Source organism: Streptomyces sp. NBC_00102 (genome assembly GCF_026343115.1).
GTDB lineage: Bacteria > Actinomycetota > Actinomycetes > Streptomycetales > Streptomycetaceae > Streptomyces.
The window spans coordinates 285,429-305,894 of record NZ_JAPEMC010000002.1 but is presented as its reverse complement, the minus strand read 5'-3'; the positions used below and the strand labels follow the sequence as shown (position 1 = coordinate 305,894).

At 73.7% G+C, this 20,466-nt stretch carries 16 protein-coding genes; 9 read left to right on the top strand and 7 right to left on the bottom strand.

The features are described 5' to 3' along the window. Positions 1-481: 481 nt before the first annotated feature. A complete protein-coding gene (locus tag OHA55_RS28880; protein ID WP_266711834.1) occupies positions 482-2,284 on the top strand; it encodes a long-chain fatty acid--CoA ligase in 1,803 nt (600 codons plus the stop codon). 195 nt (positions 2,285-2,479) lie between these two features. Then, on the top strand, positions 2,480-3,307 hold the full coding sequence (locus tag OHA55_RS28875) for an aldo/keto reductase (protein ID WP_266711832.1): 828 nt from the start codon (positions 2,480-2,482) through the stop codon (positions 3,305-3,307). Between the two features lie 104 nt (positions 3,308-3,411). Here OHA55_RS28875 and OHA55_RS28870 read toward each other — a convergent pair whose 3' ends face one another. Continuing rightward, the gene (locus OHA55_RS28870) at positions 3,412-3,717 is read right to left on the bottom strand and encodes a 4a-hydroxytetrahydrobiopterin dehydratase (protein WP_266711830.1); all 306 of its coding nucleotides are present in this window, start codon (positions 3,715-3,717) and stop codon (positions 3,412-3,414) included. A gap of 338 nt (positions 3,718-4,055) precedes the next feature. Between OHA55_RS28870 and OHA55_RS28865 the strand changes: the two genes are divergently transcribed. Then, complete coding sequence (locus tag OHA55_RS28865) at positions 4,056-4,613, top strand: GNAT family N-acetyltransferase (protein ID WP_266711828.1); 558 nt, start codon at positions 4,056-4,058, stop codon at positions 4,611-4,613. 59 nt (positions 4,614-4,672) lie between these two features. Here the strand turns inward: OHA55_RS28865 and ligA are convergent, their stop codons facing one another. Then, a complete protein-coding gene (gene ligA, locus OHA55_RS28860) occupies positions 4,673-6,790 on the bottom strand; it encodes an NAD-dependent DNA ligase LigA (RefSeq protein WP_266711826.1) in 2,118 nt (705 codons plus the stop codon). A gap of 121 nt (positions 6,791-6,911) precedes the next feature. On the opposite strand from ligA, the gene OHA55_RS28855 reads away from it, so the two are divergent. Further along, entirely contained in the window at positions 6,912-7,964 is a 1,053-nt protein-coding gene (locus tag OHA55_RS28855) for a LacI family DNA-binding transcriptional regulator (protein ID WP_266711824.1), read from the top strand. 21 nt (positions 7,965-7,985) lie between these two features. Here OHA55_RS28855 and OHA55_RS28850 read toward each other — a convergent pair whose 3' ends face one another. After that, entirely contained in the window at positions 7,986-10,214 is a 2,229-nt protein-coding gene (locus OHA55_RS28850) for a phage holin family protein (protein WP_266711822.1), read from the bottom strand. Positions 10,215-10,489: 275 nt separating this feature from the next. Here OHA55_RS28850 and OHA55_RS28845 point away from each other — a divergent pair, with 275 nt between their 5' ends. Next, positions 10,490-11,266 (top strand): MBL fold metallo-hydrolase, encoded by a 777-nt coding sequence (locus OHA55_RS28845; protein WP_266711820.1) that lies wholly within the window; start codon positions 10,490-10,492, stop codon positions 11,264-11,266. Further along, a complete protein-coding gene (locus tag OHA55_RS28840) occupies positions 11,263-11,883 on the top strand; it encodes a DedA family protein (protein ID WP_266711818.1) in 621 nt (206 codons plus the stop codon). Before OHA55_RS28845 ends, OHA55_RS28840 begins: the two co-directional genes overlap by 4 nt. Positions 11,884-11,922: 39 nt before the next feature. On the opposite strand, the gene OHA55_RS28835 is transcribed toward OHA55_RS28840, so the two are convergent. Together OHA55_RS28835 and OHA55_RS28830 are read right to left on the bottom strand one after the other, a co-directional pair. Then, the gene (locus OHA55_RS28835) at positions 11,923-12,870 is read right to left on the bottom strand and encodes an NAD(P)-binding domain-containing protein (protein ID WP_266711816.1); all 948 of its coding nucleotides are present in this window, start codon (positions 12,868-12,870) and stop codon (positions 11,923-11,925) included. Continuing rightward, positions 12,867-13,661, bottom strand: coding sequence for an IclR family transcriptional regulator (locus tag OHA55_RS28830; protein WP_266711814.1), 795 nt, complete (start codon positions 13,659-13,661; stop codon positions 12,867-12,869). The genes OHA55_RS28835 and OHA55_RS28830 overlap by 4 nt, the downstream gene beginning before the upstream one ends. A gap of 171 nt (positions 13,662-13,832) precedes the next feature. Here OHA55_RS28830 and OHA55_RS28825 point away from each other — a divergent pair, with 171 nt between their 5' ends. Both OHA55_RS28825 and OHA55_RS28820 read left to right on the top strand, forming a co-directional pair. After that, positions 13,833-15,236, top strand: a complete 1,404-nt coding sequence (locus OHA55_RS28825; RefSeq protein WP_266711812.1) for an amidohydrolase family protein — start codon at positions 13,833-13,835, stop codon at positions 15,234-15,236. Continuing rightward, complete coding sequence (locus OHA55_RS28820; RefSeq protein WP_266711810.1) at positions 15,233-16,327, top strand: dipeptidase; 1,095 nt, start codon at positions 15,233-15,235, stop codon at positions 16,325-16,327. The genes OHA55_RS28825 and OHA55_RS28820 overlap by 4 nt, the downstream gene beginning before the upstream one ends. A gap of 76 nt (positions 16,328-16,403) precedes the next feature. Here the strand turns inward: OHA55_RS28820 and OHA55_RS28815 are convergent, their stop codons facing one another. Next, the gene (locus OHA55_RS28815; protein WP_266711808.1) at positions 16,404-17,519 is read right to left on the bottom strand and encodes an MBL fold metallo-hydrolase; all 1,116 of its coding nucleotides are present in this window, start codon (positions 17,517-17,519) and stop codon (positions 16,404-16,406) included. A gap of 13 nt (positions 17,520-17,532) precedes the next feature. Continuing rightward, positions 17,533-18,792, bottom strand: a complete 1,260-nt coding sequence (locus OHA55_RS28810) for an aminotransferase class I/II-fold pyridoxal phosphate-dependent enzyme (protein WP_266711806.1) — start codon at positions 18,790-18,792, stop codon at positions 17,533-17,535. 388 nt (positions 18,793-19,180) lie between these two features. On the opposite strand from OHA55_RS28810, the gene OHA55_RS28805 reads away from it, so the two are divergent. Next, positions 19,181-20,293 (top strand): ALF repeat-containing protein, encoded by a 1,113-nt coding sequence (locus tag OHA55_RS28805; RefSeq protein WP_266711804.1) that lies wholly within the window; start codon positions 19,181-19,183, stop codon positions 20,291-20,293. The last annotated feature ends 173 nt before the right edge of the window (positions 20,294-20,466 follow it).

Sequence of the window (20,466 nt, the reverse complement as noted above, 5' to 3'; positions counted from 1 at the left end):
GGCTCGGCCCCGGGCCCTCGGTGCCGCCGGAGTCCCGGGTCACCGGGGTCACCGGCCCGAGGGGTGTCGCCGTCCGGCACCTCTCGCCGGAGCCGACCGACCCGGCCGAGCCGACCGACCCCCGCCGAGCCGGCCGGCCGCCACACAGCGACCGTACGAACCGGCGCGCGGCCGTCCCGCGAGACCGTCCGAAACCGGCGTGCAGCCGTCCCGACGGGCCGCGGCCCGCACCCTCCACGAGGAAAACGCGGGCCTCCCCCCTGTACAGATTCTGTGCAGAAAGGGCGGCACGTGATTACTCCAGAGTCAGAAGTGCGCCCGAGCCTTGCCCATCTGGCCGGTTTTCGACGTATGCCCGGCGTGCGGGGCCCGGGCGGGCGGGCCTTTTCCCCTCCCAAGGGCCCTCTCGTTGGGGTAGCGTCGCGGCGCTGTGCGGAGTGCCGTAAGGAGCAGGTCATTGCGCGAGTTCACCGTCCCACCCATGGCTGCCGCACGACGTCCGGTCGGGGGCCTCGCCGACACTGTCTTCGAACAGGCACACGATGATCCGCAACGGGTGTCGTTCGGCCGGAAGGACCCGGACGGGCAGTGGCAGGACGTCACCGCCGAGGCCTTCCGCGACGAGGTGCTGGCCCTGGCCAAGGGGCTGGTGGCGCACGGCATCCGGTTCGGCGACCGGGTCGCCCTGATGTCCCGTACACGCTACGAGTGGACGCTCTTCGACTTCGCCCTGTGGACGCTGGGTGCCCAGTCCGTGCCGGTCTACCCCACGTCCTCGGCCGAGCAGGTCCTGTGGATGCTGCACGACGCCGAGGTCGCCGCGATCATGGTGGAACACGAGGACCACGCCATGACGGTGGGCTCGGTGATCGACCGGCTGCCCCGGCTGAAGCGGCTGTGGCAGCTCGACGGCGACGCGGTGGCCGATCTGATGGAGGCCGGGACCCGCATCGACGACGAGGTGGTGCACCGCCACCGTCGTGCGGTGACACCCGACTCGGTGGCCACCGTCGTGTACACCTCGGGGACGACGGGGCGCCCCAAGGGATGTCTGATCACCCACGCCAACCTGATGTTCGAAGCCGACACCATGGCCCAGCGCTGGGAACCGGTCTTCCGCTCCAGACCGGGCGACGAGCCGTCCACCCTGCTCTTCCTGCCTCTCGCCCACGTCTTCGGGCGGATGGTGGAGGTGGCTTCGCTGCGCAACCGCGTGACGCTCGCCCATCAGCCCGAACTCTCGGCCGGCGCGCTCATGCCGGACCTGGAATCGTTCCGGCCGACGTTCGTCCTGGCCGTCCCCTACATATTCGAGAAGCTCTTCCACGGTGCCCGCCGCAGGGCCGAGGCGGAAGGGCGGGTCGGGCCGTTCGACAAGGCCGTCGACGTCGCCGTCCGGTACGCGGAGGCGATGGAACAGCGGACCTTCGGCACGGGCCCCGGCCCCTCGGCCGGCCTGCGCGTGCAGCACCAATTCTTCGACAAGGTCGTCTACAAGAAGTTCCGCGACGCGATGGGCGGCCGGCTGCGGCACGCGATGTCCGGTGGCTCGGGCATGGAACGCCGGCTGGGGCTGTTCTTCGCCGGCGCGGGCATCGAGATATACGAGGGGTACGGCCTCACCGAGACCACCGCCGCCGCTACCGGCAACCCTCCCGGCCGGGTCAAGTACGGAACCGTGGGCCAGCCCATCCCAGGCACCACCGTGCACATCGCCGACGACGGCGAGGTGTGGGTGAACGGAGGCCAGGTGTTCCCGGGGTACCTGGGCAACCCGGAGGCGACGGCCGCGGTGCTGCACGACGGCTGGCTCGCCACCGGCGACCTCGGGGCGCTGGACGAGGACGGCTACCTGACGATCACCGGGCGGAAGAAGGAGATCCTGGTGACCTCGGGCGGCAAGAGCGTCTCCCCCGCCGGTCTCGAGGAGCGGGTACGGGCGCATCCGCTCGTCGCCCAGTGCATCGTGGTCGGCAACGACCGCCCGTACATCGCGGCGCTGGTGACGCTGGACCAGGAAGCCGTGGAGCACTGGCTCGCGATGCAGGGCCGGGGCCCGCTGCCGCCTGCCGAACTCGTCCGGGACCCGGACCTGGAGATGGAGGTGCGGCGCGCGGTGGTGGCGGCCAACACCGCTGTCTCCCAGGCGGAGTCGATCCGTACGTTCCGCATCCTGGCCCACCGGTTCAGCGAGGAGCGCGGACTGCTCACGCCGTCGCTGAAGCTGCGAAGGAAGGCGATCGAGACGGCGTACTCGGTCGAGGTGGACGCCCTCTACGGCTGAACGCTCCCCGGTGGGCCGCAGGACCGGATCGACTCGGACGACTCGGACGACGACACGGAAAGTGGTGACGGGGAGCGGTTGGGGGAGGCTGTCCCGGGAACCGGTACGGGGGACGCGGGGCGATCCGGGAATGGATCGGTCACCCCGGTCGTTGTTCTCCCCTGTAATCACCATCGACGTTAGGATCGACCGCTCGTGAGCAAGGTCCCTTCCCTCAGCCTCAACAACGGCGTCGACATGCCGCAGCTCGGTTTCGGTGTCTGGCAGGTGCCGGACGACGAGGCGGAGCGCGCTGTCGTGACGGCGATCGAAGCCGGATACCGCAGCATCGACACCGCCGCGATCTACGGGAACGAGTCGGGCACGGGCAAGGCCATCGCCGCCTCCGGTGTGGCGCGCGACGAGCTCTTCGTCACCACGAAGCTGTGGAACGACGCCCAGGGCTACGACGCCACGCTGAAGGCCTTCGACGACTCCCTGGACAAGCTGGGCCTGGACTACGTCGACCTGTACCTGATCCACTGGCCGACCCCCGAGAAGGACCGCTACGTCGACACGTACCGGGCCTTCGAGAAGCTCTACGCGGACGGCCGGGCGAAGGCGATCGGCGTTTCGAACTTCCTGCCGGAGCACATCGAGCGGCTCGTCGGCGAGACCTCGGTGGTCCCCGTGATCAACCAGATCGAGCTCCACCCTCAGCTCCAGCAGGCCGAGTCCCGCGCCGTCCACGCCAAGCACTCCATCGCCACCGAGGCATGGTCCCCGCTCGGCTCCGGCCGGGGCCTCCTGGAGGTCCCGACCGTCGTCGCGGTCGCCCAGAAGCACGGCCGCACGCCGGCCCAGGTGGTTCTGCGCTGGCACCTCCAGCTCGGCAACGTCGTCATCCCGAAGTCCGTGACCCCGTCGCGGATCGCCGAGAACATCGACGTGTTCGACTTCGAGCTGGATGCGGACGACCTGGCCGCCTTCGCCGCGCTCGACGAGGGCAAGCGCCTCGGCCCGAACCCGGCCGAGTTCAACTGACCTCTTCGGACGCGCGCTCCCGCGAACCGCGCGTCCGGCCCGACGGCGTCCCTCCGCTCCGGCGGTGGGACGCCGTCGGCGTGTCCGCGCCGTGAGGGCCTGTCCTACTCGGCCCCGTGCGCGGGTGCGGCGGCCGCGACCCGGGCGGCCAGCGCGAGGTCCTTGGCGGTGACCGAGCCACCCGCGTCATGGGTGTGCACGGCGAGGGAGACGGTGTTGTATCCGAGCGTCAGATCCGAATGGTGGTTGAGCTCGTCCTGGATCCGGGCGACGTGCAGGGTGAACGCGGCGGCCGCGAAGTGGGACGGAAGCCGGTAGCCACAGGTCAGCCGGTCCCCCTCGTGCTCCCAGCCGGGCAGCTCGCCCAGGCCTTCCTCGATCTCGGCCGGTGTCAGCGGTTCGGCGGGCATGCGTGACTCCTTCTCGGGCGGTACGGGTCGCGGTCCGGCAATCCGGCTCACGCTCCGGCGGGCACCGTACCGGGGGGCACCCGCCGACTGCGGTCATGATCCGCCGGACGGCCTCCGAAGGGCCCGCCCGACACACACTCACCGCCCGGCCCACGTCCTCACCGCACACGTCCTCACCGCCCGGCCCACGCCGCCCGGCCCACGCCGCCCGGCCCACGTCCTCACCGCACACGCCCTCACCGCACACGCCCTCACCGCCCGGCACGCTCCCTCGCGCGCATGCGCGCGCGCTTGCGGGTGCGCCGCGCCGCGCCGTCGATTCGCGCTACGTTGCCACGATGACCGCTCGACCGCCCGCATGGCCTACCGCTGCTCCCCTGACGACACCTCGGCTCTCCCTGGAGCCCCTCCGCGCGGACCACGCGCCCGAGGCGGTGTCCGTCTTCGACGACGTCCGGCTCCACACATGGACCGGCGGGAGCCCCCGCTCGTTGGCGCAGCTGGAGGCCCGGTACGCGCGCCAGTCGGCGGGACGGTCGCCGGACGGCACGCAGGGGTGGCTGAACTGGATGGCGCGCCGGACGTCGGACGGGCTGCTGATCGGCACGGTCCAGGCCACGTTGGACCGTCGCCCCGCCGCCGAGGGGCCCCCGGCCGGCGACGCGATCGAGGCGGCGGTCGCCTGGGTGGTCGGGGTGGACCACCAGGGCGCGGGCTACGGACGTGAGGCCGCGCTCGCCATGGCGTCCTGGCTGCGCGCCCAGGGGGTGGGCGGGCTGGCCGCGTACATCCGTCCGGGGCACGGTGCGTCCGAGGGAATCGCGCGGGCGCTGGGGCTGCGCGCGTCCGACGTGGTGGCGGACGGCGAGGCCCGGTGGAGCGACTCGGGGAGGTAGGACGACACCCGCGGCCGCGGGCCCGCCCGCCCCACCCCACCCCGTGCCTCGGCCCTCCCTCAGCCCCCTTGCGCCTCGAGGTGGCCGGCGACGAGTTCGGCGAACTCCTCCGGTGTGGCGACGCGTATGCCCAGGCTCTCCGCCTTGGTGCGCTTCGAGCCCGCCTTCTCCCCGGCGACCAGCAGGCTGGTGCGTGCGGAGACGCTGGACGAGGACTTTCCGCCCGCGCGCTCGACGAGTTCGTTCATCTGGTTGCGGGAGAGCTTCTCCAGCGCTCCGGTCATCGCCCCGGTGACCACCACGGTCATTCCGGCCAGGGGCAGTTCGGACGAACCGTCGGCTGCGACCCCGTCGCCGTCGGCGGCCTGCTCGTCCGCGCCGGGCTCCGGCGGCGGGGTGGCGCCCGGCTCGGTCATGTTGACGCCCGCCTTCACCAGTTTCTCGATCAGCGGTGCCAGTTCGGTCAGTTCGGCGACGACGGCCGATGCCTTCTCCGTACCGATGCCGTCCACCCGCTGGAGCGTCTCGGCGTCGGCGGCGACGATCCGGTCCATCGTGGCGAAGTACCGGGCGATGCGGCGGGACATGGAGCGGCCGGTGCCTCGGATGCCGAGCGCGCAGAAGACGCGGGAGAGCGGGCGGGAGCGGGCGGTGTCGAGGGCCGCGAGGAGGTTGTCCGTGGACGTCTCCCCCATGCGCTCCAGGCCGAGCAACCGCTCACGGTCCAGGGTGAAGAGGTCGGCGAGGTCGGCGACGAGTCCCGCTTCGACGAGCTGGACGACCCGGGTGGCCCCCAGCCCCTCGATGTCGAGCTGGTCCCGGCCGGCGGCGTACGAGAGGGAGGCGACGAGGCGGCAGTCGCGGCCCCGGACGCACCGCCAGCGCTGCTCGCTCGTGTCGATCGCGGAGCCGCACTGCGGGCAGACGTCGGGGAACTCGATCGGCGTCTCCTCGCCCGTCCGCAGATGGACGGCGGGCGCCTCCACGCGCGGGATGATGTCGCCCGCCTTGTGGACCATCACCATGTCGCCCAGGCGCAGGTCGCGGCGGGTGATGTCGGCGGGGTTGTGCAGGGTGGCGAAGCCGACCGTGGAGCCGTCGATCTCCACGGGTTCGAGCACGGCGCGCGGGGCGATGATGCCGGTGCGGCCGACGTTCCACTCGACGGCGAGCAGCCGGGTGACCTTCTCCACGGCGGGGAGTTTGTAGGCGATGGCCCAGCGCGGCGCACGGGTGCCGTTGCCCGCGTCCCGCTGGTCGGCGGCGTGGTCCGCCTTGATGACGATGCCGTCGATGCCGAAGGCGAGCGAGGCCCGGAGCGCGCCGATCTCCTCGACCCGTGCGAGTACCTCCTCCACCGTCCCGAGGGTGCGCGGGGCGACGGGGGTGTCGGCGGCCGTGTGCACGCCGAGGCCGGCGACATGACCGAGCACCTCGCTGTGCGGCAGCGTGTGCAGGAGTTCCGCGAGGTCGCCGGAGTCCGGCAGCGGGAGCGCGCCGTACGCGAAGAAGGTCATCTCCACGCGGTAGGGCCGGTCCTTGGCGCGCAGGGTGCCCGCCGCGCCGTTGCGCGGGTTGACGAAGGGGGAGGCACCATGGGCGGTGCGGACGGTGTTGGCCTGCTCGAACTGCTCGGTGGTCATGAGTATTTCGCCGCGCATCTCGATGGTGACCGGCCTGGCGAGCTCCTCGGGCAGTCCGAGTACGGTGCCGATGGCGTGCGACACGTCCTCGCCGGCCGTGCCGTCGCCGCGGGTGACGAGCTGTTCCAGCCGGCCCGCGCGGTAACGGGCGGCGACGGCGAGGCCGTCGAGCTTGGGCTCGACGCTCCACGCCTCGACGGGTCTGCCGATGCGGCGCTCCAGCGAGGCGGTCCAGGTCGCGAACTGCTCGCCGGAGAAGACGTTGTCCAGCGAGAGCATCGGGACGGTGTGGGGGACGTCCCCGACCGCCGCGCCGCCCGCGACCTTGCCGGTGGGCGAGTCGGCCAGCACGTCCTCGGGATGTGCCGCCTCGTACGCGGCGATTGCGCGCGCCAGCCGGTCGTACGCGTCGTCGTCGAGCGCGCTCTCCCCGGTGGCGTAATACGCGGCGGCGGCGCGGGTGGCCTCCTCGACGGCGGCGGCGTAGGCGGTGGCGTCGGCGAGCGCGACGGCTGAGTTCGTCATGGCCACCATCCTGCCGCCGACCACTGACAATGGCCGTCGCGGACGGTTGCGACCGGTCCACCGGCCCCAAGATCACCTCTGGTTGCGGGCGCCCGGGCCGGGCCCCACCCGGTCCCGGTATAAATGCTGCATGACTGCCGATGTGTCACCTCCCCCGCGTCCCGCGACCCTGGAGGACGTCGCCGCGGTGGCCGGTGTCTCCCGCGCCACCGTCTCCCGGGTGATCAACGGTGCGACCACGGTCGATCCGGCGCTGCGCCAGGTCGTCGAGGAGGCGGTCGTCGCCACGGGGTACGTACCGAACCGCGCGGCGCGTTCGCTGGTGACCCGGCGCACCGACTCGATCGCGCTGGTGGTCTCGGAGCGCGAACGCCGCACGGTGGCCGAGCCGTTCGTCGGGCGGATGTTCTCCGATCCGCACTTCGGGCGGGTCGTCACCGGTCTGCTGGACGTGTTGCGCCCGGCGGGTATCCAGATGGTGCTGATGCTGGCGGACGACGCGGTGTCCCGGGGGCAGTTGCTGTCGTACCTGCGGCAGGGGCACGTCGACGGGGTGGTGCTGATCTCCTCGCACGCCGACGACCCGTTGCCCGCGCTGCTCCAGGAGACCCGGCTGCCCGCCGTGCTGGCGAGCGCTCCGGCGCAGCCCACCCCGCTCACGCACGTGGAGGCCGATCAGCACGCCGGTGCGGGTCTGGCGGCGGACCATCTGGTGGCCTTGGGGCGCAGGAGGCTGGTGACGGTCGCGGGTCCGCAGGACAGGCCCGCGGGCCGGGCGCGGCTGAGCGGGTTCCTGGAGGCGCTCGCGGCGCACGGGATCACCGATGTGCCGAGCGCCGAGGGCGACTTCACGCACGCGGGCGGGGCGTCGGCGATGAAGCGGCTGCTGGGCGACCGCCCGGACCTGGACGGGGTGTTCGTCGCTTCGGACCTGATGGCGCTGGGCGCGCTGCCGGTGCTGCTGCGGGCGGGCCTCGACGTGCCGTCCGACGTCGCGGTGGTGGGGTTCGACGACAGCAGCGCGGCGCTGGCGTGCGATCCGCCGCTGACGACGGTGCGCCAGCCGGTGGAGGAGATGGCGGCCGAGATGGCCCGGCTGCTGCTGCGGCAGATACGCACCTCCGAGGGGCCCGCGCCCTCCGTCGTCTTCCCCTCGGTGCTGGTGGGCCGGGAATCGGCCTGAGGGCGGCCGTCCGCGCCGTCGTCAGCCGCGCGTGCCGCCGTCGGTCTCCGGGCCTGCGGCGCCGGCGGTCGGCCGGGCCGTTTCCTCCCGCGCGCCGGGGAGGGGCAGGTCGGCGTACGGGGCGCCGGCGAAGCCCTCGGGGCGCAGCGGCACTTGTGGTCCCAAGGGCTCGCGCAGCCAGCGTCTGAGCACCCGGTGGACCGCCTCGGCCCCGACCGGGCCGGTGTGCGGTGGCGTGACCGGCGTGGGCCGTCCCGGTGTGCCGGACCCGGTGGCTTCGGCGGCGAGCACGTCGAGCGGGTCGGTCATCCCGCGCGGCCAGAGCAGGAAGGGGTGTGACTGCGGGCCGCCGAGCCCGCCGTGCGAGCCGATCTGCTCCTCGAAGGCGTGCACCCGACCCGTCGCGGGGTCGTACATGGAGTTGACCATCACGTCGGCGACGTGCGGGAAGGTGTCGGTGCGGCGTACCGCGTCGGCCGCGCCCGGACCGAACCCGGCGAGCGGTCCCTCGTCGTCCCGCAGCCCGGCCACCGGCACCTCGGCCCCGCCGGGTCCGAGGACGACCGAACCGTGCTCCTCGCTGCGGACCAGCAGGAAGCCGATCCCGGGGTGGTTCGCCAGGGTCCTGAGCAGGGCGGGGTGGCGGCGGTCGAGTTCCTCGCGGGAGGCGCGGCCCTCGATGCCGGGGAACGAGATCAGGCCGAGGTTCCCGGAGGCGAGGACCACCGGGTCCGAGGCGGTGGAGGCGGCGGGCTCGGCTTCCCTCTCCTGCACGGGCCGGTGGAGCGCGATGCGCACCGCGTCACGGGCCTCGGAGGCGCTGAGGGTGCGCTGTGCGCGCCGGGGCACCGGGAGGCCGCAGCCCGCCCGTACGAGGTCCTTCAGGGTCAGCCCGTACCGTCCGGCGAAGGTCTCCCCGGAGCTCTGGCCGTGGTCGGAGAGGAGCACGATCCGGTAGGCGCGCGGGGTGTGGTCGGTGATCTTGGTGATGAGGGCGAGGGAGCGGTCGAGCCGGGCGAGGACCTTGTCGGCGTCGCGGCTGTACGGCCCCGAGTGGTGGGCCACTTCGTCGTAGGCGACGAGGTCGGCGTAGACGGCGGTCCGTCCGGCGAACATGTCGCCGATGACGGCGGAGACCACGACGTCGCGTTCGACGACGGTGGCGAAGGCCCGTATGAAGGGGTAGAGCCCGCCGCGCTTGATCCTCGGGGTCTCCTTGCGGAGCCTCGACCGGGTGGACTGGCCTATCTCCCGGCCGACCTCGGCGACGAAGGAGAGCGCGGTGCGGACGGCGTTGGCCGGGTCGGAGAAGTAGGCGAAGTAGCCCGCGCGGGATCTGCGGCCCTTGCCGAACCGGCCGGCCATGGAGAGGACCAGGGCGAGCTGGTCGGCTCCCCCGCTGAAGAGGTTGCCGCGGCTGGCGCCGTCGAGGGAGAGCAGTCCGGCGTCGTGGGTGCGTGCGACGGCCCGTCGCTGGAGTTCGAGGGCGCTGGCGGGGCGGCTGGAGACCATCACGGTGCCGGTCTCCTTCTCGTACCACCGGAAGGCCGGTACGTCGTGGTTGGAGCCGTGCAGCAGGGCGAGCTGGCTGGCGCCGGTCTGGCTGGACCAGTCGGTTCGCCAGGGGGTGAGCCGGTGCCCTTCGGGGTCGGCGAGCCAGCCGGCCACGGTGGGCATCAGCCCGCCGGAGGCGGCCTTGGTCAGGACGTCGTGGCCGACCCCGTCGAGCTGGATGAAGACCGTGCCGGGCGGTCCGCTCCGGTCGTCCTCCTCGTCGCCGGGGAGGCGCTTGCGCCGCCGGTCGGCGAGGCGGGAGAGCCGCCGCCGGTAGGCGTCGTCGTCCCGGACCGCGAGGGCGGTGGAGGTCGCGGAGGCCACGGCGGACATCACCGCGGCGACGGCCACGGCGGTCTCCGGGTTCGCGGTGCCGCGTCCGTCGGGGATCATCCAGAGGGCCACGAGCAGCAGGGAGCCGTTGAGGAAGAAGACCAGCGCGCCGAGGACCAGCGCGGGGACCACGAGGAGGGCGCGGACCAGGACGGGCCAGACGAGGGCGGAGAGCAGTCCGAAGGCGCCGGCTCCCCAGGCGGCGGTGAACGCGGTCTTGGTGACGGTGTCGCCGTCGTCGGACTGGAGCTGGAAGTCGGGGAGGGCTCCCGCGAGGGCGAGCATCGTCAGGGTGGAGACCGCCCATACGGCCGCCACCCGCAGCAGGGCACTGCCCGCCCTGCGCCATCGCCCGGCTCCCACGCCGCTCCGCCTTTCCGTACGTCCGGGGCCGGTCGGTCCGGGGCGTGCCCGGGACAACCCTCCTGGGCCCGCCCACCAGCTTCGCACAGGCTCCTGGGGTGCTTGGCGGTCCGGTCCGCGGGCACAGGTGTACGCCCCGCGGGAGGGGGCAGACCCCCGGTCGGCGGCCGTTGCGGGAGGCATAGGCTCGTACCGGCCTTCCGGCACGCGAAAGGCCTGGCCGCAGCCGCGGGACGATGTACCGGGGACGGACGCGAAGAGGAGGCGGGACGCCGGTGGAGGTCACCTGGTGGGGGCATGCCACCTGCACGATCGAGGACTCCGGCGTGCGGGTGCTGACCGACCCGCTCTTCGTCCGCCGGTTCGCGCACCTGCGCCGCCGCGCCGGCGCGGTGCCGCCGCCGTCCGCGGCGCTGGCCGACGCGGTGCTCGTCTCCCATCTCCACTCCGACCATCTGCACCTGCCGTCGCTGGCCAGGGTCGCCCCCGGCACCCGGCTGATCGTGCCGGACGGCACGGTCCGCTCGGTGCCCGGGCTGCGGGTGGTGCGGCGGATGCGGGAGCTGCGGATCACCGAGGTGGCGCCCGGCGACTCGGTGCGGATCGGCTCGGTGACCGTACGCGCGGTACCGGCCGAACACGACGGCAGGCGCCTCCCGGTCGGCCCGCAGCGGGTGCGGGCGCTCGGTTACGTGGTGGAGGGCGAGGCGCGCACGTACTTCGCCGGGGACACCGGCCTGTTCGAGGAGATGGCGAAGGAAGTGGGTCCGGTCGACGTGGCGCTGCTGCCGGTGGGCGGCTGGGGGCCCCATCTGGGCCCCGGCCATCTCGACGCGGCCCGGGCGGCCGAGGTCCTGGCCCGGCTCGCTCCGCGTTCGGCGGTGCCGGTGCACTGGGGCACGTACTGGCCGATCGGGATGGACGGGGTCCGCCCGCACGAGTTCCACTCCCCGGGCTCCGAGTTCGTACGGCAGGCGGCGCTGCTGGCGCCCGAGGTCGCGGTCCATCTGCCGGCCCACGGCGAGCGGGTCCTGCCGGAGGTCCGCCGGTGATCATGGACCAGCTGGCGCGTCTGCCGACCGAGGGGACCCAGCAGGCCGTCGGGTATCCGACGCTCTTCACGCTGGTGGTGCTGGGCTCCCTGGTGCCGGTGGTGCCGACGGGGGCGCTGGTGAGTTCGGCGGGCGTGGTGGCGTTCCACCAGTCCTCGCCTTTCTCCCTGTTGTTCGTCTTCCTGACGGCCGCGACGGCGGCCTTCCTCGGTGACATCTGCCTGTACTGGCTCGGCAAGCGCGGGGTCCGGTCGAAGAACGGCTCGAAGTGGCTGAAGGTCATCACCGACCGGGCCGCCCCGGAGCGGCTGGCGCAGGCGCAGCACAAGCTGGACGAGCACGGGGTGATGGTGCTGGTGCTGTCGCGGCTGGTTCCGGCCGGCCGGATACCGGTGATGCTGGCGTGCCTGCTGGGCGAGATGCCGCTGCACCGGTTCGCCCGGGGCGACGTTCCGGCCTGCCTGGCGTGGGCGGCCACCTATCAGCTGATCGGCATCCTGGGCGGATCGCTCTTCCCCGAGCCGTGGCAGGGCGTGGTGGCCGCCGTGGCGCTGACGCTGCTGATCAGCGGTGTGCCCGCCGGGTGGCGCGGGCTGCGGGCACGGTTCGGGCACTGAGACGGGCCGCAGGGCGCCGGGAGGGACCGCGCGGGCTTCTCAGAACGCGAGGCTCATGCCCCGCCCCGCCTCCCGGGCCCCGGCGTACGCGACGGCTGCCGCGGCCACGTCGAGCGCGGCGTGACCGGTGGACTTGAAGACGGTCAGCTCGGCGGCGTCGCGGCGGCCCGGGTGGCCGCCGGCCAGGACCTCGCCGAGGAGGGTGGCCCGGCCGGGAGCCAGGCCCTGGAGTTCGTGGGCGCCGGCGGGCAGCGGGGCGGTGGCCGCTCCGGCCCACTCGACGAAGAGCGCGCCCTCGTCCACGGTGGGCGCGTCCAGCTCCGGTCCGTGGGAGCCGCCGACCGAGCCGACGTGGGCCCCTTCGGCCAGCCAGGAACGGCGGATCACCGGCTCACGCGCACCGGTGCAGCAGAGCACGGCTCCGGAGCCCCGTACGGCGCCCTCGACGGTGTCGGCCGTGGCGCGCGGGTGCCGGGCCGCGAGGGCCCGGGCGCGCTCCGGGTTCCGGCCGCCGACCACGACAGGGGTGTCCGGGTCCTGGCGGGCGAGCAGGTCGAGCTGGGCCGCCGCCTGCACGCCGGTGCCCAGCACGGCGATCCGGTTCACTCCCGGGCCGGCCAGCGTGCGCAGGGCGAGGGTCGCGGTGGCGGCGGTGCGTACGGCGGTGATGCTCTCGGCGTCCATGACCGCCAGCGGCCGGCCGTCCTTCTCGTCGAAGAGGGCCACCACGCCCCGGTGGGAGCTGCGCCCGGGGGCGGCGGGATCGGCGAAGACGGAGACCAGTTTGGCGGCGAGGCCGAGGCCGGGGACGTGCGCGGGCATCACGCCGAGCAGGCCTGCCGGTGCCTCGGCGGCGATCCTCGGCGGCGCGGACACCTCTCCCCGGGCCACCGCGACGAGGGCGTGGGCGAGCGCCTCGGCCAGCCGGTCCGGGTCGAGCCCGGCGCGGGTCCCGGCCGCGTCCAGTACGAGCACGTCGTTCGTCATGCGTTCTCTCCCTCGTCCGTTCGCTCTCCGGTTCTTGCCGCCGTGCCCGGGTCCACGCCCAGGAGCTCCGCGACGTCCGCGGTGGCGTCCAGCAGCGCGGTGCGCAATGCGGTCAGTGACGGCTCGTCGAACTCCGCGTCGGGTCCGACCACGGTGAGCGCGCAGAGCGGCCGGCCCGGGCCCGCGAGCACGGCGCGGCCGACGGAGGCGACGAGCGCCTCGTTGCGTCCGCGCTCCACCGCGAATCCGGTGCGCTCTGCCGTGGCCAGGTCGTCGAGGAGCCCGTCGGGGCCCTGCATCGGGTGTCCGGCCTCCGCGGCGGGCCGCAGATAGGGGGCGCGTGCGTCGGGCGGCAGGGCGGCGACCAGGGCCAGCGGCCCGGCGAACCGGTGCACGGGCAGCGTCCGGTCGGTGAGCAGGCTGATCATCTCCAGCCGGGCGGGCCGGACCGCGTCGAGCACCCGCGAGCGGTCGTGCTCCAGCACTTGGAGGTTGACCATCATGCCGGTACGGGTGGCGAGCGCTTCGAGGACCGGACGGGCCAGCGTCACGAGGGAGTTGGCGGCGGCGGTGCGCGAGAGCCGGAGCGCGGCGGCGCCCGGCAGGTAGTGGTCCCCGGAGCGCAGCACCCAGCCGCGTCGGACCAGGTCGGCGAGGATCCGGTAGGCGGTCGGCCGGTGCAGTCCGACCTCGTCGGCGATCTCGCTCAGCCGGAGCGGACGTGCCGACCGCGAGACCGCTTCCACGAGGTCCAGCGCCTTGTCGACGGCCGAACTGGCGGACTTGGGCATCCCCGTCCCACACCTCTCCTCAACTCGACTGCTCCCGGGATTCCTCAGGGCAAACCCTTGCCGATCACGGGAGTAAGGACGGTAGCGTATGTTTCCACAGACGGAACCAGCATGACAACAGTTGTAATTCACCAGGCCGCTGGTGCGGCAATGACGGAGAGGTGTGACCCGATGGCTCACGAGGATGTCGGCGCTCCCGCCCCCTTCGCCGCCCCGGCGAAGGGGACCGTGGTGCTGTACCGGGGGGCCACGCTGATCGACGGCACGGGCGGCGCCGCGCGTCCGTCCACCTCGATCGTGGTGGACGGTGACCGCATCCGGACGGTCGCGCCGGACGGCGACATCTCCGTCGCCCTCCTCGCGGAGGCCGAAGTCGTCGACCTGCAGGGCGCGTTCGTGGTGCCCGGGCTGATCGACTCCCACCAGCACATCGCCACCCCGCCCAACCGCCCGGTGGCCGAGGCCGCGTTGCGCCGGCAGGTCTACGGTGGCGTGACGGCGATCCGCGACATGGCCGACGACCTGCGGCACATCGCCGATCTGGCGCGCGGGACGCTCGTCGGGGAGATCCCCGGACCCGACATCCACTACGCGGCGCTGACCGCCGGGCCCGGGTTCTTCGACGACCCGCGCACCTGGCAGGTCTCGCAGGGTGCGGTGCCGGGCCAGGTGCCGTGGATGCAGGCCATCACCGAGGAGACCGACCTGCCCCTGGCCGTCGCCCGCTCCGCCGGTACGTACGCCACCGCGGTCAAGATCTACGCGGACCTGCCGGGTCACCTGGTTTCGGCGATCACCGCCGAGGCGCACCGGCAGGGGCTGGGCGTCTGGGCGCACGCGGCGGTCTTCCCCGCCTCCCCGGCCGAGGTGGTGGAGGCGGGGGTGGACTCGGTCTCCCACGTCCACCTGCTGGTGCACGAGTTCGCCGGGCGCGCGCTGACCACGTACAAGGACAAGCCGCCGGTGGACCGGGACCGCTTCCTGGCCGGTGACGACCCCGAGATGGCGGCGCTGTTCGCGCGGATGCGGGAGCGGGGCACCGTGCTCGACGCCACGAACACGCTCTGGGACTGGCTCGCCGACGACGCGGACACCCCCGAGGAGAAGGCCCGGGCCCGGGACAACGCGGAACTCTCGGCAGCTCTCACGGCGCAGGCGTTCCGGGCCGGCGTCGAGATCAGCACCGGCACCGACTGGGAGACCGCCCCCGGACAGCCCTTCCCGTCGGTCCACGACGAGCTGGTCTTCCTGGTGGAGCGGTGCGGCATCCCGGCCGCACAGGCCATCCGTTCGGCCACCCTGGTGGGGGCCCGCAGCATGGGCGCCGAGGACTCCATGGGGACGGTCGCCGAGGGCAAGCTCGCCAACTTCGTCGTGCTGGAGGCCGATCCACTGGCGGACATCCGCAATCTGCGCACCGTCACCACGGTGGTGAAGCGCGGACTGCGCCTGGAACGCCAGGAGTTCATCCCGCAAGGCACGACGGCCGAGAAACCCGCCGACGCGACCGAAGCGACCGCCCCGACCGGCACGACCGGCACGACCCCGAACCCGGAAGGCACGAACGGCCGATGACCACCACGCCCGGTACCCCCGCGATCTCCGTCCACGACATGCTCGTGGTCAACGCCCTGGGTGAGCTGCAGAACCCCAACGCGCCCGAAGCCGCCGAGGGAGCGGGCCAGTTGCTGCAGACCATCGACGAACTGGCCATCGACGCACGGGCCATCGCCGACGCGCACGCGTCCGGGGTGAACGCCGTCAACATCACCCTCGGGTACGTGATGGGCGACATGCCTCCGTACGAACACACCCTGCACGAACTCGACGTGTGGGACGGCCTGATAGCCGCCCACCCGGACGACCTGCTGCACGTGCGTACCGCGTCCGACCTCCACCGGGCGAAGGACGAGGGCCGGATCGGGGTGATCTACGGCTTCCAGAACGGCGTGGCCGTCGGCGACGACCTCGGGCGCATCGCCACCTTCCAGCAGCGCGGCGTACGGGTCTTCCAGTTGACGTACAACCAGGCGAACCATCTGGGCGACGGGTCGATGGCGCCCGAGAACCGGGGGCTGACGCCGTTCGGCCGCGAGGTGGTCGAGGCGGCCGGCGAGAGCCGCATGATGGTGGATCTGTCGCACAGTGGCGAGAACACCTGTCTGGAGGCGGCCCGGATCTCCACCCGCCCGGTGTCGATCAACCACACGGGCTGCCGGGCGGTCACCGACCTGCCGCGCAACAAGACCGACGAGGAACTGCGGCTGGTTGCCGGCCGCGGAGGCTTCGTCGGCATCTACTTCATGCCCTTCCTCAACCCCACCGGGCACGCCACGGCCGCCGACGTGGTCGAACACATCGCGCACGCCGTGAACGTCTGCGGCGAGGACGCCGTCGGCATAGGCACCGACGGCCCGGTCACCGCCATCGACGACCTGGACGCCTACGCCGCCACCCTCGCGGCGCACGTGGCCGAACGCCAGGCGGCGGGCGTCGGCGCCGCGGGCGAGCGGGCCGACACCTATCCGTTCGTGGTCGACCTGCGCGGTGTGGATCAGTTCCGCGAGCTGATCCGGCTGCTGGAGAAGCGCGGTTACGGCTCCGGGCGCATCGAGAAGATCCTCGGCCGGAACTTCGCCGACTACGCGGAACGCGTCTGGGGCTGACGCTCGGCCCCGGACCGGCCGACTGTCAGCCGTGCGCCGGGCCGGGCGACTCTCAGCCGTACGCCGGTGCCGGCTCTCAGCCGTGCGCCGGGCCGGGGCGGGCCGGTTCACCGAACACGCGCGAACCACCGATGGGCAGGTCCCAGAGGCGCTCGCGCGGGTGGCCGGCCCGCTGCCAGGCGACCCGCAGCCGCACCAGCGGCTCCAGCACGGGCTCGGCGGAGAGCAGGAACGTCGCCCAGTGCATCGGCGCCATGGCTCTGGCGCCGAGGTCCTCGTACGCCCGCACCGCCTCCTCGGGGTCGGTGTGCACGTCGGCGAGCCACCACCGGGGGGCGTACGCGCCGATCGGCAGCAACGCCAGGTCGATGCCCGGGTGGTGGCGGCCGATCTCCCGGAACCAGTGGCCGTACCCGGTGTCCCCCGCGAAGTAGACCTTCCGCCCCGGCGTCCCCGGGGCGTCGGTCGTGCCGGCGGTCGTGCCGGCGGTCGTGCCGGCGGTCGTGTCGGCGGTCGTGTCGGTGAGGACCCAGCCGCCCCAGAGCGAGCGGCAGGTGTCGAAGAGGGTCCGCCGCGACCAGTGGTGCGCGGGTACGAACGCGAAGCGGACACCCCGCAGTTCGGCCGTCTCCCACCAGTCGAGTTCGGTGACCCGGGTGAACTTGCGGCGCCTGAACCACCGGGCGAGTCCCGCGGGCACGAACATCGGCGTGTCGCGCGGGAGTCGGCGGAGCGTCGGGGCATCCAGGTGGTCGAAGTGGTTGTGGCTGACGACGACCGCGTCGACCGGCGGGAGGGTCTCCCACGCCACGCCCACCGGGGTGACCCTGGCCGGAGTGCCGAGGATGCGCCGGGACCACACGGGGTCGGTGAGGACGTTCAGCCCCCCGATGCGCACGATCCAGCTGGCGTGCCCGGCCCAGGTGACCGCGTCCCGGCCGGGCGGGGGCAGCGGCGCCGGGTCGAAGGGCAGCAGGTGGACGCCCCGGAGCCCCGCGGCGTCCGGGCGCAGGGAGCGTTCGCGGACCAGCCGGGTCATGGCCCTGATCCCCGGCAGGGGCGCGGTGAGCCGGTCGGCGAAGGTCTTCGGCCAGACGCGCTCCCCGGCGGGCGGGCTCCCGGTCCGCGCGCCGGTGTCCGCTCGTGGCTGCCGGTCCGCGTCGGTGCGGGAAGGCCCGGTCTGTTCGGTCATCGCGGATCTCCCGTCACCGGAGTTCGTCGAAAGCCGCTGCGAACATGCTCAGCGCGTATCCGACGTGCGGCAATTCCAGCGGCGCCGCCGAGGCGAGGGACGCGGCCCGCTGGTCGGGCGTCGCCCCGACGAGGCCACCGGTCCCCAGGCGGGCCCGCAGCGCCCCCAGCTCGTCCCCGAACCGGTGCCCGCCCGGGGCCGGGGCGCCCAGCCGGCCGGTGAGGTACTCCTCCAGCTCCATGGAGTCCGTCACCCCGCGCTCGGCCAGCCGGGTGCGCAGCGGTCCGAGGTCGGCGTAGAGGTGCCGGCCCGCCTGCGGGGGGCGCGCCAGGGCCCCGGCGGCCAGTACGGCGCGGTGGGCGGCGGCGGCGATCTGTGCCTGGAGCCCTGCGGCCTGCCTGATCCGGGCGGTGACCGCGTCCGGCTCACGCAGGGCGTGCGCGGCGGCACGGGCGACCGGGGTGGCGACGAGGGCGCCCAGCGCGGTGAGGACGTCGAGGGTACGGGCGCGGCGCGCGGCGCCCCGGCGGGTGGCGGGGAAACGTGCCACGGCGACGGGCCAGGCAGCCGGGGCGAGGGCGCCCGAGAGGTCGGTGAGGACCGTTACGTCGTCGGGGCACATCTCGGCGGGGCTGAGCAGCACGGTGTCGTGCGGCCGGTGCAGGGTGTCGCGCCAGGTCTCGTCGCTGATGATGTGGAGGCCCTCGGCGACGGCCGCCTCGCACGCCTCGCGGACGAGTTCGGGCGGCGCGACGGTGGCGGTGGGGTCGTCGGCCACGGAGAGCACCAGCAGCCGGGGGCGCCCGCCCTCGGCGCGTACCCGGCGGACGGTCTCCAGCAGGGCGTACGGGTCGGGCACGCCGCCGCATTCGGCGGGCGTCGGCACGTGGTAGGCGGGCCGGCCGAGCAGCCGGGCCTGCGGAATCCAGGCCGCCGGGCAGGGCCTGGGCATGAGGACGTCCCCGCCGTGCGCGGCGATGAGTCCGAGCAGCAGCGCCTGGGTGCCCGGGGCGGCGGCGACGTCCGAGGGCCGGCCGCCGAGCCCCCGCCGGGCCCAGTAGGCGCACGCCGCCTCCCGGAGAACCGTTCCGCCACCCGGGGGTTCCGGCCGGGTGTCCCCCGCCGTGGCGGCCAGCACCCCGACGAGCTCGGGCAGGACGGGGAGCCCCGGGTCGGGGACGGGCGGACCGTAACGGACCGGCCCCCGGTCCTCCCGCGCACGGTGCGGGCCGTGACCGTCCCGGTCGTGCGGGCCGTGCTCGGTCCGGTGCATGGCCCTCCTCGTCCGCCGCGTCGCTCGTCCGGCGCGTCCGCCTCTGCCCCCGTGCCGCTCTCAGGCCCTTTATACGGAGGTTCCGTCCGGGGTGCCCGCCGGGCGGAACGTCCCGGACAGGTACGCCGGCCACCCCACCGGACCGGCCGGGCCCCCGCGTGCGGCGGAGGTCCGCGGCCGGTCCCGTACCGGCTTCCCGCGGTGCCCCGAGACGGTTCGGGTACCTTCCGCGCCGACGGGACCCTTCCTGCGGCCGGCCCCGGCCGACCACTCGTCAGGAACCGCGAGGGATGGCTCAACCCGCAGGAAATCGAAGGCTCTTGTCAGACGTGCGCACTACACTCACCTCTCATACTTGATGATTCCTTGGGTGAAGTGAGAGCTCTTCTTGAAGATATCCAGAGTCGGCACCCTGCTCGCCGCAGCCGCCGTCGCCCCCGCTTTCCTGCTGTCGTCCCCCGCGTCGGCGGCCGGGACCGACCCGGCCGCGGCCGCGGCCGCGGACACCTCGCCGGTGTCCTCCTCGGACGGTGAGGACCAGGCGGAGAAGGACCGGATCGAGATCCTTCGCCTCATCGGCGCGGCCGGGAAGGATTCCGTGGTGGCCGAGGCGGGCAGCGCGGCGATCGACGGGGGCGCGGACGCCATGCGCGCGTTCCTGACGACCGGCCAGTACACCGCCCGGGACCAGGACAACCGCATCGCCATCGCGCGCATCATGAGCGTCGGCGGTCGCGGGGTGAAGCGGGAAGGCAGCAGGGCGCTGGACGGTACCCCCGAGGACCGCGTCGCCTTCCTGGAGACCGGCCAGTACACGGCCCGCGACGAGGACAACCGGGTGCTCGTCGCCCAGCTGATCGGCACGGGCGGCCCCTCCGTGCAGGCGGCGGCCAGGGCGGCGCTCGACGGCACGCCGGAGGACCGCGCCGCGTTCCTGGAGACCGGTCAGCACGAGGCCCGCGACACGGACAACAGGGTGGAGGTCGCCCGGATCGTCCAGCTGGGCGGGCCGCACGTCAGGGAGGCCGGTAAAGCGGCCCTGAAGGGCACGCCCGAGGACCGCGTGGCGTTCCTGGAGACGGGCCAGTACACGGCGCGCGCCCAGGACGAGAAGGACGCCGCCCAGGCGGGCGAGGGCGGCACGGACGGAACGACCGGTACCGACGGCGGCAGCGCCTCCGGCAGCGGCGCCCAGACCGGCGGAACCTCGGGCACCGACTCCGGCACCACGTCGGGCGGCGGCAGCACGGTCCACCCCGCCTCCGACGAGAACGGTACGGACGGCGGCACCGCCGCCTCGGCTTCCGGCTCCGTTTCCGGATCGGGTTCCGGCGGTTCGGAGGGCAACGCGAACGTGACGGCACAGGGCAGCGGCCCGCTCGCCTCCACCGGTACGGACGCCGGCACGGGCCTCGCGCTCGCCGGCGGGGTCGCGGCGGTGGCCGCCGGAGGCGTCCTGCTGGTCGCCGCGCGTCGTCGCCGCGCCGGCGCCACGGGCTGACGGAACGGCTGACCGCCTGAACGGCTGAACGGCTGAACGGCTGAACGGAACGGCTCAACAGCCGCCGTGGGCTTCCTCGGGGGCGTACGGGCCGGACGAACGACAAGGCGGCCCCGCCCGGTTCACACCGGGCGGGGCCGCCTTTCGTGCGACGTTCCGGGGCAAGCCCGTCG